The sequence below is a fragment of the Alteromonas sp. C1M14 genome, from assembly GCF_018860965.1.
Classification (GTDB): Bacteria; Pseudomonadota; Gammaproteobacteria; order Enterobacterales; family Alteromonadaceae; genus Alteromonas.
The window spans coordinates 380,172-396,491 of sequence record NZ_JAHKQF010000008.1; the positions used below are offsets into that span (position 1 = coordinate 380,172).

The 16,320-nt window shown below is 43.2% G+C and carries 14 protein-coding genes; 5 read left to right on the forward strand and 9 right to left on the reverse strand.

All coding sequences use genetic code 11. From position 1 onward, the window contains the following. Positions 1-11: 11 nt before the first annotated feature. The 4 genes from KO501_RS06370 to queF form a co-directional block, all read right to left on the reverse strand. Positions 12-386 carry a DUF3192 domain-containing protein gene (locus tag KO501_RS06370; RefSeq protein WP_216028801.1) on the reverse strand — a complete coding sequence of 125 codons (375 nt, stop codon included), beginning with the start codon at positions 384-386 and terminating at the stop codon, positions 12-14. A gap of 82 nt (positions 387-468) precedes the next feature. Continuing rightward, positions 469-1,836 (reverse strand): nucleotide 5'-monophosphate nucleosidase PpnN, encoded by a 1,368-nt coding sequence (gene ppnN / locus KO501_RS06375; RefSeq protein WP_216028802.1) that lies wholly within the window; start codon positions 1,834-1,836, stop codon positions 469-471. Positions 1,837-1,862: 26 nt separating this feature from the next. Continuing rightward, positions 1,863-3,386, reverse strand: coding sequence for a GGDEF domain-containing protein (locus KO501_RS06380; RefSeq protein ID WP_216028803.1), 1,524 nt, complete (start codon positions 3,384-3,386; stop codon positions 1,863-1,865). A gap of 34 nt (positions 3,387-3,420) precedes the next feature. Next, complete coding sequence (queF, locus tag KO501_RS06385) at positions 3,421-4,260, reverse strand: NADPH-dependent 7-cyano-7-deazaguanine reductase QueF (protein WP_216028804.1); 840 nt, start codon at positions 4,258-4,260, stop codon at positions 3,421-3,423. A 102-nt stretch (positions 4,261-4,362) separates the two neighbouring features. Between queF and syd the strand changes: the two genes are divergently transcribed. Next, entirely contained in the window at positions 4,363-4,920 is a 558-nt protein-coding gene (gene syd, locus KO501_RS06390; RefSeq protein ID WP_216028805.1) for a SecY-interacting protein, read from the forward strand. Positions 4,921-4,954: 34 nt separating this feature from the next. Here syd and KO501_RS06395 read toward each other — a convergent pair whose 3' ends face one another. Continuing rightward, positions 4,955-5,248, reverse strand: a complete 294-nt coding sequence (locus tag KO501_RS06395) for a hypothetical protein (protein ID WP_216028806.1) — start codon at positions 5,246-5,248, stop codon at positions 4,955-4,957. 204 nt (positions 5,249-5,452) lie between these two features. Between KO501_RS06395 and KO501_RS06400 the strand changes: the two genes are divergently transcribed. Further along, positions 5,453-5,812 (forward strand): DUF3192 domain-containing protein, encoded by a 360-nt coding sequence (locus KO501_RS06400; protein ID WP_216028807.1) that lies wholly within the window; start codon positions 5,453-5,455, stop codon positions 5,810-5,812. A gap of 245 nt (positions 5,813-6,057) precedes the next feature. Further along, positions 6,058-6,705 (forward strand): GNAT family N-acetyltransferase, encoded by a 648-nt coding sequence (locus tag KO501_RS06405; protein WP_216028808.1) that lies wholly within the window; start codon positions 6,058-6,060, stop codon positions 6,703-6,705. A 122-nt stretch (positions 6,706-6,827) separates the two neighbouring features. On the opposite strand, the gene KO501_RS06410 is transcribed toward KO501_RS06405, so the two are convergent. Both KO501_RS06410 and KO501_RS06415 read right to left on the reverse strand, forming a co-directional pair. Next, complete coding sequence (locus tag KO501_RS06410; RefSeq protein WP_216028809.1) at positions 6,828-7,955, reverse strand: nucleoside hydrolase; 1,128 nt, start codon at positions 7,953-7,955, stop codon at positions 6,828-6,830. 68 nt (positions 7,956-8,023) lie between these two features. Then, complete coding sequence (locus KO501_RS06415; protein WP_216028810.1) at positions 8,024-10,291, reverse strand: TonB-dependent receptor; 2,268 nt, start codon at positions 10,289-10,291, stop codon at positions 8,024-8,026. A gap of 417 nt (positions 10,292-10,708) precedes the next feature. On the opposite strand from KO501_RS06415, the gene KO501_RS06420 reads away from it, so the two are divergent. Next, positions 10,709-12,715: a TonB-dependent receptor gene (locus KO501_RS06420; RefSeq protein ID WP_216029061.1), complete on the forward strand. Its 2,007-nt coding sequence runs from the start codon at positions 10,709-10,711 to the stop codon at positions 12,713-12,715. 65 nt (positions 12,716-12,780) lie between these two features. Here the strand turns inward: KO501_RS06420 and KO501_RS06425 are convergent, their stop codons facing one another. After that, positions 12,781-14,157: a sensor histidine kinase gene (locus KO501_RS06425; protein ID WP_216028811.1), complete on the reverse strand. Its 1,377-nt coding sequence runs from the start codon at positions 14,155-14,157 to the stop codon at positions 12,781-12,783. Further along, the gene (locus tag KO501_RS06430; RefSeq protein WP_216028812.1) at positions 14,154-14,843 is read right to left on the reverse strand and encodes a response regulator transcription factor; all 690 of its coding nucleotides are present in this window, start codon (positions 14,841-14,843) and stop codon (positions 14,154-14,156) included. Before KO501_RS06430 ends, KO501_RS06425 begins: the two co-directional genes overlap by 4 nt. 368 nt (positions 14,844-15,211) lie before the next feature. Here KO501_RS06430 and KO501_RS06435 point away from each other — a divergent pair, with 368 nt between their 5' ends. After that, positions 15,212-16,207: a hypothetical protein gene (locus tag KO501_RS06435; protein WP_216028813.1), complete on the forward strand. Its 996-nt coding sequence runs from the start codon at positions 15,212-15,214 to the stop codon at positions 16,205-16,207. Positions 16,208-16,320 lie beyond the last annotated feature (113 nt).

Consider the following 16,320-nt stretch of genomic DNA (forward strand, 5'->3'; position numbering starts at 1 on the left):
TTCACTGGCTATCAGGACTTAAGATAACTTTGGTAAGCCCCTTCACCCCAGGCAATCAAGCGTTCGTTTTCAAAAAGTAACGGTGTGCATTCATCCTGGGTGGTTAAACCGTCGGCTCTAACGTGCTGCGTCCGATAAAACATAACTTGGATGGTGGTTCCTGACTCCATTTTCGCTTCGGTAATATCAGGGGACCCCAATAAGGCAAGCACTTCCTCTCTGGTTGCGCCCAAACTTAATTTTGTGATCTGAACCTTGTTGTATTCTTCTCTATCCTGCCAGTCCATGTTTTCTGGTTTATCGGGATAGAAAGACATCACCATAAATACAAAAAGTGCATAAGCTACTGCGCCCAGCAAAATTAGTTTTAATACCTTACCATTCATCCTTTTTCACTTTTTACCGCCGTCTAAAAGCAGTGTACCTTAAAATGGTTAAAGTTAGGAACGCTAAAATCGTAAACAAAAATTAATTTTCTGCCGGTTCGATGGTATAGCAAGGCACATATTCTGATCCCGGCAGTTTCATTCGTTGTTGTGCAACAAAAGATTCAAGCAGCGCATCAATGTGTGACATCAAGGTCCCATCGCCGGTCAATTTAAACGGACCATGGGTTTTAATTTGTTTTATCCCTTGTGCTTTTACATTCCCGGCCACAATGCCTGAGAAAGCCTGTCGCAATACCATCGCCATTTCATGTGCAGGCTGGTCAAAATGAAGCGGTAAGGCGGCCATGGTGTCATGGGTGGGTTCAAAAGGGGTTTGAAAGGGTTCTTCGATGCGAAGTGACCAATTAAAACTGTAGGCATCACCGGTCACTTTACGGAAATTTTCTACTTTAGCTAATCCTGAGCAAAGGGTACGGGCAACTTCCACGGGATCATCAATAATAATTTGGTATTTATCTTGGGCGGCTTTACCTAACGTGGCGAGGATGAAATCATCAATGGCTTGGAAGTAGGCTTTAGACTCGGCAGGTCCTGTCAGCACCACAGGAAAGGGTTGTTGTGCATTTCGTTCGTTCATTAAAATGCCCAGTAAATAAAGCAGCTCTTCTGCCGTACCTACACCGCCGGGGAAAATCACAATGCCATGGGCTAATCTTACAAAAGCCTCAAGACGTTTTTCAATATCCGGCATGATAATAAGTTCGTTAACGATAGCATTGGGCGGTTCTGCTGCAATGATACTGGGTTCGGAAATACCGATATAACGCCCTCGCTGGAATCGTTGTTTCGCATGGCCAATGGCGGCTCCTTTCATTGGCCCTTTCATGGCACCCGGCCCGCAACCGGTGCAAATATTCATTTCTCTGAGCCCAAGTTGATAGCCCACTTCTTTGGTATATTTGTATTCATGTAATTGTATAGAATGGCCGCCCCAACAAACGATGGTATTTAACTCATCGTTTCCTTCTAAGGCTTGGGCATGGCGTAGCATGTCAAAGACCATATCGGTAACCGCATTCCCTTGAGAAGGGGCGCTTTCATGGACAAAGGCATATTTATTCCCCATGAACAAAATATCCCGCAATACCGCGAAAATATGTTCATGAACACCGCGTACCAGCTTGCCATCGACAAAGGCCACTTCTGGCGGATTAATCAATTCTATTTTCACGCCTCGTTCTCGGCGCACAAGCTTAATGTCAAAATCGCCATAAGGGGCAAACAAGAGTTCAAAGTTATCTTCATCGACGCCACTGTTTAGCACGGCTAAACAACAGTTTTTAAAGACTTCAAACAATTGGCTGTTGGCGGTGTCTTGGAGTTTTGTTACCTCAACTTGAGATAGCTGACTCATCCAGCCGACGGGATTTAATTGCACTTTATTCATTGAAGATGTCCTGATTACGCAATGCTTTACTTCACTACTACACAGTTACGACCGTTCTTTTTGGCTTGATAGAGCATTTCGTCAGCGCGGGCGAAAATGGTTTGTGGATCGTCATCGTCTTTAAGGCATGTACCGCCAAAGGATGCGGTAATAGTGATTTTTTCTTGTTTGAATTTAAAAGGCAGTTGAGCCAGAGTTATTCTTAGCTGTTCTAACTTTTCTTGTAATGTTTTAAGTTCCACAGAGGGAAAAATTAAAACAAACTCTTCTCCTCCCCAACGGGCGATAAATTCTTTGTTCGTTAATTTCTTTTTCAAATGTTGACTCACCACCTGCAGGGTTTTATCACCGGTTTGGTGACCGAAGCGATCATTGATGGACTTAAAGAAATCAATATCAATAATCGCCATACTCAATGCGTGATGGTTGGCTCTAGCATGATTAAATTCATGCTTAAATTTTTCGTTGTAGGCTAGGCGGTTAGGTAGCCTAGTTAAAGGATCGGTATGGATAAACGAAGTTTGTTCGGCAAGTTTTCGCCGGTACATCTGGGTTTGTTTTTGGAGCGACACCATTTGATTTTGCATGGCACTGAGCAGGGTCATCAGTCCTTGCTGCTCTTGATTGTCGGCTTCCTTACAATAGGCAAGGGTGGAAGACAGTGAGGCAATGTGCTTTTGCGCGTCAGCTTTTAGTTTTTCTAATGAGTCTGACTGTAACACGGAGCCTTCTATTTTATTGAGCTTGTCAGAGAGCAGGCTTCCTCTTTGCTGGCGCTCTTCGAAGTCCCGTTTGCTGACGTCCATGGTTTCATCTACATCGGCTTTAATTTTGCCTAAAGTGTTGTGTATTCGATGAATCATGCGCCCGGTAAGGGAAGCTTCTTGCATTGTCTCGCTTACTACCATGCGAATAACCGCGATACAGGTTTCAAGTAACTCTTGCTCGGACAAGGGTTGGACAATGCGATTTCGTAGATCGCTGACTAAGGGTTCACTCGGTTGCTTTTTGGCAAAACTCTCAATTAATTGCGCTAACTCTGCTTGAATCTCTTCGAATAGAGGCCCGTTATGATTAAGGACAATTGCATTATTATCGCTTTGCGGAACCGGGTTTTTTGACGGGTTCGAAAGACCTTGGGGTGTTAACGAGCCAAAAAGCGCAACCGTTTTTAAGCAAAGAGACTGTAACTCAAATAGATTGGTGATCGGTTGATGTGTGGCGTTAAGCAAAAGGGCACTTTGTTTACGCACTTCTTCATCGTAGGAAAAGGTTTGCTGGAAATGCTTAACGGCTTTTTCCAGCTTTTGAATGGTTAGCGAGGTGTGCTTTTTTACTGATTTATCAGCGTTTTGAAAAAGGGAATTAAGCTTATGAATGCTAACTGTTGCCAATGTAAAATCAGGTTTGCCCGCTAAATGCCCACGCAGTGTGGCTAGTTCAACGTCTATTTCGCTGGACATGCCTTCGTAAAATGCACTGAGTCTAATAATAAAAGTGACCAGCGTGTCGTTGTGGGTATTCAATGAAGCAACTTGCTTAGCGTTCATGCTTTTCCTTCGAAAAAAACTGATACATCATGCACTACTGGCGTGCAGAACGGACATTATCGCCAGGCTGTTCGAAATTTGAGCGGAACGGGTTGATGTCCAGTCCTCCTCGACGAGTATAACGGGCGAATACGGTCAGCTTATCAGGCTGACATTGGCTCATAATGTCGCAAAAAATACGTTCTATACATTGTTCATGAAATTCATTGTGTTGGCGAAATGCAACCAGATATTTTAATAGTGCCTCATGTTTAATCTGTTTACCACAGTATCTAATTTGAATACTGGCCCAATCTGGTTGATGGGTGATCAAGCAATTGGATTTGAGTAGATGGCTAACCAGGGTTTCTTCAACATGCTCTGTATCCACTGACAACAGCGCTTTATCCGGTGTGTAAGTATTTACCGTGATATCTAGATCATCAATGCAATCACCGGCTAATTCATCCATTTTTAACCTAGAGAATGCGTGCCAGGGTATTACGGTTACGGCCACTTCTTGACCGGCACAGACACTGAGATCTTGTCGAAGGGTTTGTTCAACCTCTTGCTGAGACGAAAAAGCCGTTTGGTTGAAACTGTTGAGATATAATTTAAATGATTTTGATTCAATTAACGCAGGTGACGTTACTGGCACACGACATTCGAGTATGGCGACTTGAGGTTTACCTTTTGGGTTTAACCATGAAAGCTCGTACCCAGTCCAGATATCTGTGCCTTGAAAAGGTAAGGTGTCGCCATCAATATTTAGACTGTCTCGACCTAGAGAACGAGGAACAGATTGAAGTAACGATGGTTTATAAGTTGATTCGTAATCAACGGCTTTGCCAAGTGTCAAGTTCGACGGTACATCAAATGGCGCGGTATTTGTCATATGCTTTAAATCAACCGTAAAAATTTTAAACTGTTTTTTTTTAATGCGTTAGAACAACAGTGTTACTCATAACGCGATAGTGTCAACCAAAAGGCCACATAAATGATCCATCCCATGCAATCCAGTTTAGATGCATTTGTCGAAAAATTCCGAAACCAGGCGAAAGTGCAGGCTGATTTTCTATCGATTGAATTTGATCCCCAGTGGCCATCCCCATGTTACCAAAAAGAAGGTGTAAATGGAGATATAGTGCCTTGGATACCTGTAAAACAAGCACCTCGAGGGTCATTTAAAGGTACTGAAGAAGCGTTAGCGTTAACCTTGCACCCTGATTTTCATTGCTTTTTTACTTCCTATTACAGCTTTCATCTTCCGGCCATTGCGCCCCAAGGACGCTGCGAACTACTGCAAGTTTGCAGTGATGCTGACTTTGACCGTTTGCAACAAAACATTATCGGTCATTTACTGATGAAAAAACGGTTAAAGCAGTCGCCTACGCTGTTTATTGGCTTAACTGAGGATGATGATTATTTGATTTCACTTGATAACACCAGCGGTGAAGTGGTGTTAGAGCGCGTAGGGAAAGAGCCCGAGCAGGTACTAGCAACAAATCTCTCGACATTTTTAGATTCGTTAAGCCTGGATTTAAACGAGCAATAGTGTGGGTTTACTAAGTGTAAAACAAAGCGAGGACTTAAGCCTCGCTCTGCTGAATACGTGATAACCGTTCTTCTAACACACTCATACCTGCCTCTAGGGCAGCGATACGTTTCTCAAGCGCTTGTATGCGCCCACTCTCTTTGTGTTCAGCCGGTTTCTCAGGGGCTTGCGCGCTGCTATTAAATTGTTTAACCGCATCAATGGCCTGTGTTACCGATACCTTAAAGGGGGCTTTATTTCTCAGTAATCCCACGCTGGGTTGTTGCCCGGCTTGGTGCATCTTGTGACAAATCATAACGAGTTGTTGAATGGGATCCGGTGGTGACATCGTAAATTCCTTAAAACGGCGATTTAACCATCATACTTCAAGATTGGCTTAAAGTACCAAATAATAGTTTAACTGACTAATTATTAGCGAGCCCTTAATACATCAAATATAAATAGTTCAATAAAATCAAAGGGATAAAACTTGGTGTAATTATTGATTATGTGATTATCGAAAAGCAAAAACTATTATATAAAAAGGTACACTATGAAACATATTGCATTAGCACTGGCTGTGATTTCTCCTCTTGCCCTTTCTGGGTGTGTTATCTCTGTGGGCGGTGATGGTGATCATTATTCCGCTGATTGGGAAGATCGTGAACAGAACAATCGAAAACATGTATCCCAACTTGAAAAAAACATGACGTACGAGTCGGTAGTGCGCACCATGGGGGTGGCAGACTTTAATGAAATGCTAGAAAAAGGCGATCATGCTTATCGCATTCTATTTTATCGCACCAATCGTACGATGGACGATGGCATGACAACGAAAGACGAATGTACGCCGCTGATCTTTGAAGATGGTGTGTTGGTAGGATGGGGTGATAGCGCCTATCAGTACCTCTAATCTACTTTACTTATCGCGGGTCTTCACGGTGAAGGCCCCGGTATCCTAATTATTCCCAAATTATCTGCGCGATATTGCCATTACCTTTCCTTTCTCTTGTTTTCATCGCCCTATACCCCTTAACTTTTTATTAACAATTGTGGGTGTTTTCTGTAGAGTAATATTTGAACAATAAAAATATGTGCCATACTCTGCTTGTTGGCTTACCTAAATTCGCTTTTCACTTACTCTATGGAGGTACTGCGATGTCCAACGTCCTTGAACAAGAGGTGCGTCGTGATAATGTCACCGCCGTTTTTTTAGCCGCTAATGATTTAAAAATTGCCGCATCTATTTTATATAATGCGTACTTTGATGATCCCTTATTTATGGATATCTTTCAGGCAGAAAAAGAAGGCTATGAGGGACGTTTACGTAGTGCAATTCGTGAAGAATTAGATGCATTTTGGGAAGCTGAACAGCCTATGATTGGCCTGTTTGATGGGCCTCGGTTACTGGCCGTCACCTGTTTAACCAAACCCAATAGCGATTTTTCCAGTGGTCGTTTTTGGCATTGGCGATTAAAAATGCTGCTGACTGCAGGTTATTTCAGTACGCGGGCGATGATGGATAAAGAAGATAAGATCCGCCAAAATATGCCGGCTACTGCCTACCATATGGTTTCTTTTATTGCGGTTCATCCGGATCATCAGCATTTAGGCTTAGGCCATATCTTGATGGGCGCGATTGATAGTGTGGTCAATGATGACTCAGGCAGCGAAGGCGTGGGGGTATTTGTCAGTATTCCTAAATACCTACGCTTTTTCCAAGACGGCATGTATCAGCAGATTTGTAAGTTAACCATATCGGATGTTCATGGCGACATCTTGTTTAAGCCAAAACCTTTAAGCTAGCCATATTGGGAAGAACGATGAAGGGCAATTTGCGGTTGTTTGTGACCACGCTAATTGTCGCTTTTTCACGGTAAAATACAGGATGTAGTCCATCCCATATTTTGCCGTGAGAAAGTACTTATTTACTGTGCAGCAGGTAAAGGCAAGTTCATTAACTCGATCATTTGTGATTCTAAGGCTTTGACATCTACCCCTATTACCACTGTTTGCTTTCGTTCTCCTAGACCTGGCTGGTAACCTTCAGACCAAGACAGTGTGCTGCCATAAGAGGGGCCAAAATCGGTGCCCACATCAATATATAGCTCTTCACTATGGGTAATAATGCTTGGATCGAGATAGACACCCATAGCAATTTCATCCCAAAGTGGAAAGTTTGGCTCCTTGTCTTCGATAACCTTGGTCATGGTATTTTTTCTCTTCGACATAGCGGCAAGTAACTCTGGCGTTAATTGGGTGGCGGTGGACGGGTCCACGGGCACCATAACAATTTTTTTCCAAGGTGCACGCATGGCTATGGATGCGGCTTCTGGATCCCAGATAAAATTGAATTCTCTACGCGGGGAATTGACAAACTCTCTTGCAAAATCACTGGCAGGTTTGTTGTCGATGACTTGGCGAGGTTTGAGGCTTCCTCCCATATAAATGAGTTCTTTTGCCAAAGAGGCAAATTCGGGATCTAAGCTTTGTGCCAAGGCAATGTTAGTCATTGGCCCTGTTGCAATAATGGAAACCTGCCCCGGAAACTCCCGTACTTTTCGAATAAGAAATGCTGCGGCCATTTCGTTGGATGCTTTAGTATGGGGTTGACCTTCTGGAAAGTCAGGAATTTCATCCCACGCCAAATACGACGGTAATATCTGATCAGTGTCTTCTACCCATGCCTTTTGCCAGGCTCCTTTCCATACGATTTTGCCGTACAGACTTTCCCATAAAGTGGTGGTTTTTTCTGTATTTAACAAGGGATATATGGCACCGGGAAGTACAGGGATATCCGTACGATTTGCCAGTTCAAGCCACCGAAGTGCTTTAGCAACGTTGGCATCTCGCCACATGTTGCCTGACATTATGGTTATACCCAAGACTTCAGTATTGGGATCTTGCACCAACATCCACTGGGCAATGGCGAAACCGTCATCATCTAAAATGACTTTATTTTTAGGGCTGGCGTTTACTGTGAATGTACTGATTAATGTGGTCAGTAATAATAGAAAAGAAAAGCGCTTCTTAGCCAATGCTTTGCTAAGTATCATAGTTTCCTCTGGCTGTCGTTGTACCGAAAATACGGGGCCCGTGATGATTACGGGCCCCGTCTGTTTGTTTAGAACTGTGTTTTAAACTGCGCACCAATGACCCGAGGATCATTGATAAAGGCGGTGCGGTTGTCGAAATCAAGTCCACCTTTTAAGATAACTTCGTCGGTACAGTTGCGGCAGAATAACGCTACATCGTATTTACCATTGTCCCAAGAATATCCCAGTTTTAACCCTGCCTCGAAAGACTCATCACTTTGAAATTCTTCAGAGTCGTACAAGAAGAAACTCACGCCACTACTGTAAGCGATATCCGCATACACATAGAGCTCTCCACTGTTCGAGGTTTCATACACATAATGAGCAGAAGCATTACCTATCCATTCAGCTGCCTGGGGTAAACTGTTACCGTCAATGGAATAAAGACCGTCGTCGGAAACGGGGTCGATAATAGTACAAAGTTCACTGCCATCTATGTCAGTACCACAGCCTGATACGTACAGGTTTGGATCATGTATTTCAGTGTCGTTATAACTACCACTTAATGAAATGTTAAGGTTAGGTGTAATGTAAGCTTCAAAATCTAACTCTGCACCTTGGCCCACCGTTTTGTCTGCGTTTATCAAGCGGGTTTCGTTTGCGGTCCCGCCCACAGCCGTTAACTGTTGATCACTTACTTCATAATAGAAAACGTTGAAGTTAAGTCTTGCTCGGCGGTTGAACAAATCGGCTTTTACACCGGCTTCATAAGAAATAATGGTTTCAGATTCGGCAACGGTAATTTCGTTATCTGTGGCAGACAGTGAACCAAAGGTTGGCGCACGGAAGCCTGTAGCGATACGCGAGTATAAAGACGTATCATCGTTAAGAGTGTAGTGAGCACTTACATCCCACGTTACTTTTGAATCACTCTTAGATTGGTTAAATGGAGAATCACCACCAAAGCCTTCGGTGTAGTCTTTATCGTCATACGTATATCGAATACCACCGGTTAACTCTAAACGGTCAGTCACGTTATAACCGGCAGAGCCATAGGCCGCGTAAGCTACGTTTTTCTGTCTGTTTTGTTCATGGGTGGCATCGGAGCCGAACAACGTGTCAAAGGTAAATGAGTCGGCAGTTACGTCTTCATAGAAGTAAAACACACCGGCTTGCCAGTTGATGTCAGATGATAAATCTGAGGCGATGCGCAGTTCCTGGGTAATCTGTTCATGATCAGCAAGGCCACCACCGGTTTCAACAGAAAAGGGGATATAGCCAGGTCCGAAAGGTTCAGCATAAGATGCCCCGTAACCGCCATCAATATCACCACGGGTGTAATAATGCGTTACCGATTCATAAGATGAAATTGAGTTAACGGTGAAATCATCATAAAACCATGTTAAGCGAGCACTACCGCCGGCACTGGTATATGACTGGGTATTTTCGCCATCAATGGAGATTTTTTCGGCGTCAAAGCCGTCAACCAGATCATTGCTGCCTTTTTCAATGATGTTGGCGCGGAACAAACGGGCTGTACCGTCGTTAAGGTTACGCGCGTGAATATTAAACAAGGCTTTAAAATCAGCGCCCATTGGTTCGTATACCAGTTGAATTCTAGCTGCGCTGTCATCGTAGCCGCCAAGTGAGTCATTTTCAGAGACTAATTCGTTGCTGGTATTGTAATATTCGTTGTCTATCCAGTCATCTCTGTGTTGATAAAGAAGGGAAACACGCGCAGCCATATCATCGTTAATAGGTACATTAAAGGCACCTTCAAGATTGGTCGTATTATATGTACCCAATGAGGCAGTAAAGTAGCCATCTGTTGAGCCAATGGTGGGTTTCACTGAATTGAATTTTACGACACCAGCGGGTGTGTTACGACCAAACAATGTGCCTTGTGGCCCTCTGAGAACTTCAATGCCTTCTAAATCGAATGCGGGAAAGCCTTTTAACGCGGCGTTTTCAAGCACAACATCATCATAGACTAATGAAACCGGCTGAGACGCGAAGCTGGTAAAGTCGGTATTACCGTATCCTCGAATATAAAAGCGAGGGAAGGTACGACCATTTGATGATTCAATATTTAAACTAGGTACCCGGTTTGCCAAAATGCGAATATCGCCGCCGGCCGAAGACAGCGATTCCAAAGTTTCGCTTTTTATTACCGAAATAGAAACCGGTGAATCGGTGATATCTGTGCCTCGACGATCGGCGGTAACAATAACCCGTTCAATGGTGCCAGATTCTGCTTGAGCAATGTCATCAGTATTTTCCTGAGCAAATGCTGCTGAAACAATAGCATTGTAAGAAAAACATAAAAGTAGCGTGGAACTGCTTAATCCTCGGTGCATGAAAAGCCTCTAGTTGGATGTGCTTGAGATTAAAAAAGGGTGGTGCAAAACACGTTGTTTCGAAAATTTATTAAACTTTTTGTAAAGAATGGTAAAACAACATGCAGCATAAGCGAAATTCATACCAAAAATAAGTGAAAATAAAAAATAATTATCATTATGATTTAAATGAATTTTTTATTTTTTGCGTCGTTAAGGATACGACGAAAAAATAATGCAATGCGCCATAATTGACCAAATGGTTTGGTTTTGCACCAAAGTAAGTCTTTAGTACGGCACATGGCGGCAGAATGTAACAAATGTAAAAAAGCTATTTTTAAAAGAGAACTTTAACGAGAATGTTTCTTATTTAGATTCGATTGACAAGAATTAAAGGAGCATTTCTTGAGAGAATTTCTGACTATTAGTACGCTTTGCATGCTGTCTAGCGGGGTGTCATATGCCCAGAGTAAAGACGCTGACGATAGCTTAGCCATGGAGAAAATTTCCGTAGTAGGCGCTGCAACAAACCTTAGTATCATGACGGATGAAATCGAGAAATATCAAGGGAATGACTTAGCCGATATTTTTCGTTACTCGCCGTCTATCAGCGTTGGCGGCTCCTTAGGGGTTGCGCAGAAGATATACATTCGGGGTCTAGAGGATGCGTATTTAAATGTCACTGTAGATGGCGCACAACAAACTTCTACCTTATTTCATCATATCGGTAGAGTAACGCTTGATCCTGATTTATTGCAGCAAATTGATGTGCAAGCTGGAGCAGGGGAGGCCACAAGTGGGCCTGGTGCTATTGGTGGTTCAATACGATTTAAAACCAAAAATGCGCAGGACCTATTGCCTGAAAATGCCCAATTTGGAGGGCAGATAAAGGCCAATTACTTTTCCAATGAAGGAAGCCGTTTTAGCGGTAGTCTTTATGGCAAACTCAGTGATACTTGGGGCGTCCTCGGCTACTACAGCACCGTTAACAGAGAGAATATGGAAGACGGTGACGGTAATGAGATTTATGGCACAGCCGCTGATCAAGACATGTTGTTTTTAAAGGTCAGTGGCGAAATTGCAGATAATCATTACTTATCTTTAAGTGTTGAACAACGAGATGAAGAAGGTGAGTTTTCTGCCAGACCTAATTGGCGCGTGTTTGAAGACGATACACTTTATGCTAGTGAAGCTAAGCGGGATACTTACGTGGCGAATTATCGGTTTGCCCATAGTGATATGGTTTACCTTGAGGCAACCGCCTACCAAACGACCTCTTCCTTTCAGGGAGGCAGTTATAATTGGTTAGCGGAAATAGATACCTACGGATTTGATTTAAGAAACAGTAGCGAAATAGAGCGACACAAGTTTGTGTATGGTATCGATTATCGTCACGATGAGGTTACCAGTGGCGCCGCCGCAGGAACCCGTGATAATGCAGAAGAAGGCAGTGTGCTAGGGTTATACGCTCAAGGATATAGTGATGTTACTCCCGCTCTGTTGCTTAGTTATGGAGTACGCTACGACGATTATGATTTTCAACAAAGGATTTTACTTGAAGACTTTTCTGGTACGCCGGCGACAGACACTGGCGCATCTTTAGAGGATTCAGAGCTTAGTATTAATCTTGGACTAGCCTATCGGATAGGGGAAGCTTGGACATTAGGCCTTGGTTATGCAGAGGCAGCAAGAGGTAAAGAGATTGGCGATGGTTTTACCATCGATGGGTATCTTTATGATGGCGCTGATGTCCCCGTGGTGGCTGATGATTTGAAGGCTGAAACCGTTCAGAATATTGAAGCATCGGTGGAATACCATGGGAATAACCTACATACACGATTTAGCGTATACCATTCTTCACTTGATGATGTCATTTTCGAGGGCTTTGAAGGAAATGCAGTATTTAATAATATTGGCACATTAGACACCGAAGGCGTTGAGTTTGATCTTGCTTACCGGTGGCAGTCCTTTGATTTCTTTGCCGGGTTCTCAACCGCGAATACGGAACTTAGCCCCAGAAGTGGTTTATACAGCGTTGACTATGAGCGTATTGATCTAAATGGATACGAATTTGTTGGCTTAGGTAATACTCGAGGTAACACCTGGGTTGTGGGCGTTGATCACAGCGTTAGTGCAGACCTAAGTATGGGCGTGAGCGTGACCAAAGTCGATTCAGTAGATATCGATACTCTGCATCAAGCGGTTGATTTGGGGTGGACGACACAGTTATACCGTCTACATAAGCCAAGTTATGTTACCGCCGACATTTACGCAAAATGGCAGATTACTCAGTCATTACGGGTTAATTTCGCCGTGACAAATCTCTTCAATGAACAGTATATCGATCATTCTAGTGTGGGTGATTACAGCGAAGTCTTTGCAATGGTAGTTGGTCCCTATGAAGCAGGAAGAGACATTAGATTGTCTGCCTCGTTGTCATTTTAAACCCCTCTTTGGAGGTAAAACCATGGGCTGTTAGGGCTCATGGTGTCGTTGTCACTAATGCTGCGTTAAGACGGTAAGCTAATAATAATTTGTAGTCCTGCGATAGCACCAGATAAATCAACATGATTTTTTGCCTGAATGTGACCACCAATCGCTGTAATCTGGCGGCGGGCTAACGCTAATCCAAGACCAAATCCAGTACTATGTTTGGTACGCTCCAAGGAGGACGGACTAGTCCGGGCTTTGTCCACACGAAAAAACGGTTTGAAAATATCATCTAGCATGTTTTCTGGTACACCTGGCCCGCTATCTTTAATGGTGATCTGATAGCCTTTATGATTGGCGCTAAGGGTTAATTCCACTTCCGCATTTTCAGGCGTGTAACGTAATCCATTCCTTAAGATGTTTTCAATCGCTTGACCGAGGGCTAGTTGACTCGTTTGTGTGATAGGCGCACTATCTGGAAGGACTCGTTTGAGCTTCTTGCTAGGGTATTCAAAGCGCGCATCTTCACAGATCACCTCAACTAATTCCACTAAATCAAAATCTTCGCTTTTAAGAGTGGGCGACTCTGTGCTTAACCAAACAAGAGTGAGGGTGTCTTCAACCAGTGTGCGCATGGTGGCGGCTTCGTAACGTAATCTTTGAATTGCATGTTCTGGATTGATCTTTTGAGTCAAAAAATCCACCGCCATATCTATACGTGTCAACGGCGTTCGCAATTCATGAGATAAATCAGCCAATAATTGTCGCTGATTATCGATAAGTTGACTGATGCGCTCTGCCATATTGTCAAAGGTTATTGCTAAGCGGGTGAGTTCGTCTCTGCGTGTTGCTAGGCTTACATTAGTGCGAACTTTTAGGTTGCCGTTACTAAATGCAACCGTTACGTTTTCAAGTTTACGTAACGGTTCCATGATGTGCCGATAAAGTACATAACTTAATAAGCAAAGTAGTATAAAAGGTAAGGCGATCTGTAAAATCACGTGAGTGAATTCGAACCAATTTCCTGGCCGCATACGTTCCGGTAATCGAATGAGAAAATGGGTGTTTTTATCGGCAAAAGGGATCTCCATTACCGGATTCTCCTCAAAGTACAGGTGCACTTTCCAATCCACACTACGTCCCATTTGGAAACGGTCATAGAACGAAGCGTCCATTGTCGAATTTGCCAGTAAGGCTATGTCGGTGTGAACCACCGCTGCCCAAGTTTTTTCCTTTTGCTGTAATGTTTCTAACCATTGAGCTAAGGCATTTTCACCCTTTTCCTTAAGTATGGTGTCTGCGGTTTGACCATAATCAAGTAATTCTTGTTGGTGAGCTTGAGAGATAAAACTCATTTTGACTTCAGTGTGATTTGTGAGCCAATCGATGGCCCAAAATAACAGCACCGTGCCAAAGCCAATGATCATACAAAAGCGCCAAAATAGGGTGTACTTCATACGAATTGGTAACCTTTCCCATGTAGGGTGGATAGCCGTTCTGATGGCATGCCTGCATCAACAAGCTTTTTCCGCACTCGGCTTATGTGCATGTCCAAGCTTCTGTCGTAGCGGCTAAATGGACGACCTAATACACATTGATAAAGAAAGGCCTTGGACAATATTTCGTGTTGATTTTCTGCTAATACCCATAGCAGCTTAAATTGAATAGGCGTAAGTTCAATGTTGGAGTCTAAATATTGCGCTTGTTGCTTGATGCGGTCTAATGAAAGCGCAGGGAGTGTAATTTGGGAGGGCGTATTATTCTGCTTAGTGAAGTGTATGCTTCGCCGTAGCAGCGCATCGATGCGAAGTATCATTTCTGTAAAGTTGAAAGGTTTAGGAAGGTAGTCATCGGCCCCTTTTCGAAACCCTTCAATGCGCTCCTGCTCTGCGTCGCAGGCTGTAATCATCATCACAGGCGTGCTTCTTACATTTCTAATATTGTTCAAAACGGCTAGCCCATTTTTTCCAGGCAGTAAAACGTCTAATAAGATGAGATCAAAACATTGGGTCAGGGCGGTATGTAAACCTTCCTCCCCATTCAACTTTTGGGTGATCAAAAAACCTCTTTTTCTCAACAAGCTAGACATCTGATCATTTAGCGTTCTATCGTCTTCAATAATTAAAATACGAGCAGATACCATGAAATCACACACATTAATAAAGGTTGCCCATGCTATTAATAATCATTTCTATTTGCAAGTGGGTAAGTGAAGCCATTATGGGGCTATCAGTAAGCACGGGTGTTAACGCTAACCCGCGTAAGATGGGTGTGAAAGGCCTCACGTGCCACATGGTTAATGTAAATGATCTGTCAAGATTCTTTACATTTCATGTGGCTTAGCTCGGTGAAAGGAAGAGGTGTTATTCTTAAGTCTATGTTTTAGTATTCTTTTTATGGTTTGGCATGGCCATTGCTAATTGTGTGTAACGATTGTAGAAGTGAAAGTCGCATTGGAAGCTTCAGAAGGGTTTGAGGCTTGTCTAAACATAATATCAAGGAATTAAAATTATGATTAAATCAAAAAAACTGGCGTTAGCTGGCATCACGCTAACAGCAATGTTAGGGACATCATCTGCGATGGCTGCACCTGTATTTATGCAAGGTGACTACCTTTGGACACAGGTGTCAGATAATGGAACATTAGGAAATGGCAACGCTTCGCCAGGGCTTATTCATGACGCAACGGGAACTGGCACTTTTGATACTGCAACAGGGGATTACCTTAGTCCGGGGATCCCATTTGAAGGATTTGGCGTATCTGCTGATCAGTTCAGCATGGTGGGAAATTCTAACTCTGGTGCTAATACTGTTACCCAAGTTTCCATCACAGATTTAAGTGGCGTAAATTTTGATAATCATGTTCAGTGGGTGGGTACTGCGGCAAACGGCATGTTTGATATTGTCCATGATTTTTTCTTTGATGACTCAGATGAAAACCTAAACATCACAACGGTTATTACGGCCACTGCGGATCTTACCGGGCTTATGTTTTCACGTGCAATCGATCCGGATCCAGATAACTATCCTGGTGGTTCTGCTTCAACCAATAATGAACGCGGTTTGGACTTGAATAACGATGGCGATTATGACGACGCCGGTGAACTGGCTCAGTCTGACTTTATCAGTGCTTCTGGTGTGGTCAGTGGATTAACAATTGGTATGTTTACCGATAGCGCTTATGACCACAATACCGGTATTGAAGCTTCTTGTTGTAGTCAACTTAATCCTGCCGATTATTTTTCCGGTGGAGATTATGCACCTGTGGCCTTTGGTTATGACTCATCTAGCGATCATGGTATTGGTTTAGGCTTTTTAATTGGCGATCTGGCTTTGGGGGAATCCGCCGAAATCAACTATTCCTACGTATTTGGTGATACGGTAGGCACAGTCGACATTCCAGATGATCCTACAACCTCTGTCCCTTTACCTGCCAGCGTTTTCATGTTTGGTATGGGCTTACTGGGCTTAGGTGGAATGAACTTGCGTAAGCGTTTTGCTAAGTAAGTAATTCACTATTATAAACCTGCGTGTTAACTATTTAATGATGACTAAATAGTTAACACCAGCTTCCACGTCAATATCCTATTCTCACGTTGTTAGTCATTTAAAAACGCAAT

What these genes read in the sequence shown, in the direction of transcription:
- KO501_RS06370 (WP_216028801.1), bottom strand. Translation starts at nt 386, where the DNA reads ATGAATGGTAAGGTATTAAAACTAATTTTGCTGGGCGCAGTAGCTTAT.
- ppnN (WP_216028802.1), bottom strand. Translation starts at nt 1,836, where the DNA reads ATGAATAAAGTGCAATTAAATCCCGTCGGCTGGATGAGTCAGCTATCT.
- KO501_RS06380 (WP_216028803.1), bottom strand. Translation starts at nt 3,386, where the DNA reads ATGAACGCTAAGCAAGTTGCTTCATTGAATACCCACAACGACACGCTG.
- queF (WP_216028804.1), bottom strand. Translation starts at nt 4,260, where the DNA reads ATGACAAATACCGCGCCATTTGATGTACCGTCGAACTTGACACTTGGC.
- syd (WP_216028805.1), top strand. Translation starts at nt 4,363, where the DNA reads ATGATCCATCCCATGCAATCCAGTTTAGATGCATTTGTCGAAAAATTC.
- KO501_RS06395 (WP_216028806.1), bottom strand. Translation starts at nt 5,248, where the DNA reads ATGTCACCACCGGATCCCATTCAACAACTCGTTATGATTTGTCACAAG.
- KO501_RS06400 (WP_216028807.1), top strand. Translation starts at nt 5,453, where the DNA reads ATGAAACATATTGCATTAGCACTGGCTGTGATTTCTCCTCTTGCCCTT.
- KO501_RS06405 (WP_216028808.1), top strand. Translation starts at nt 6,058, where the DNA reads ATGTCCAACGTCCTTGAACAAGAGGTGCGTCGTGATAATGTCACCGCC.
- KO501_RS06410 (WP_216028809.1), bottom strand. Translation starts at nt 7,955, where the DNA reads ATGATACTTAGCAAAGCATTGGCTAAGAAGCGCTTTTCTTTTCTATTA.
- KO501_RS06415 (WP_216028810.1), bottom strand. Translation starts at nt 10,291, where the DNA reads ATGCACCGAGGATTAAGCAGTTCCACGCTACTTTTATGTTTTTCTTAC.
- KO501_RS06420 (WP_216029061.1), top strand. Translation starts at nt 10,709, where the DNA reads ATGCTGTCTAGCGGGGTGTCATATGCCCAGAGTAAAGACGCTGACGAT.
- KO501_RS06425 (WP_216028811.1), bottom strand. Translation starts at nt 14,157, where the DNA reads ATGAAGTACACCCTATTTTGGCGCTTTTGTATGATCATTGGCTTTGGC.
- KO501_RS06430 (WP_216028812.1), bottom strand. Translation starts at nt 14,843, where the DNA reads ATGGTATCTGCTCGTATTTTAATTATTGAAGACGATAGAACGCTAAAT.
- KO501_RS06435 (WP_216028813.1), top strand. Translation starts at nt 15,212, where the DNA reads ATGATTAAATCAAAAAAACTGGCGTTAGCTGGCATCACGCTAACAGCA.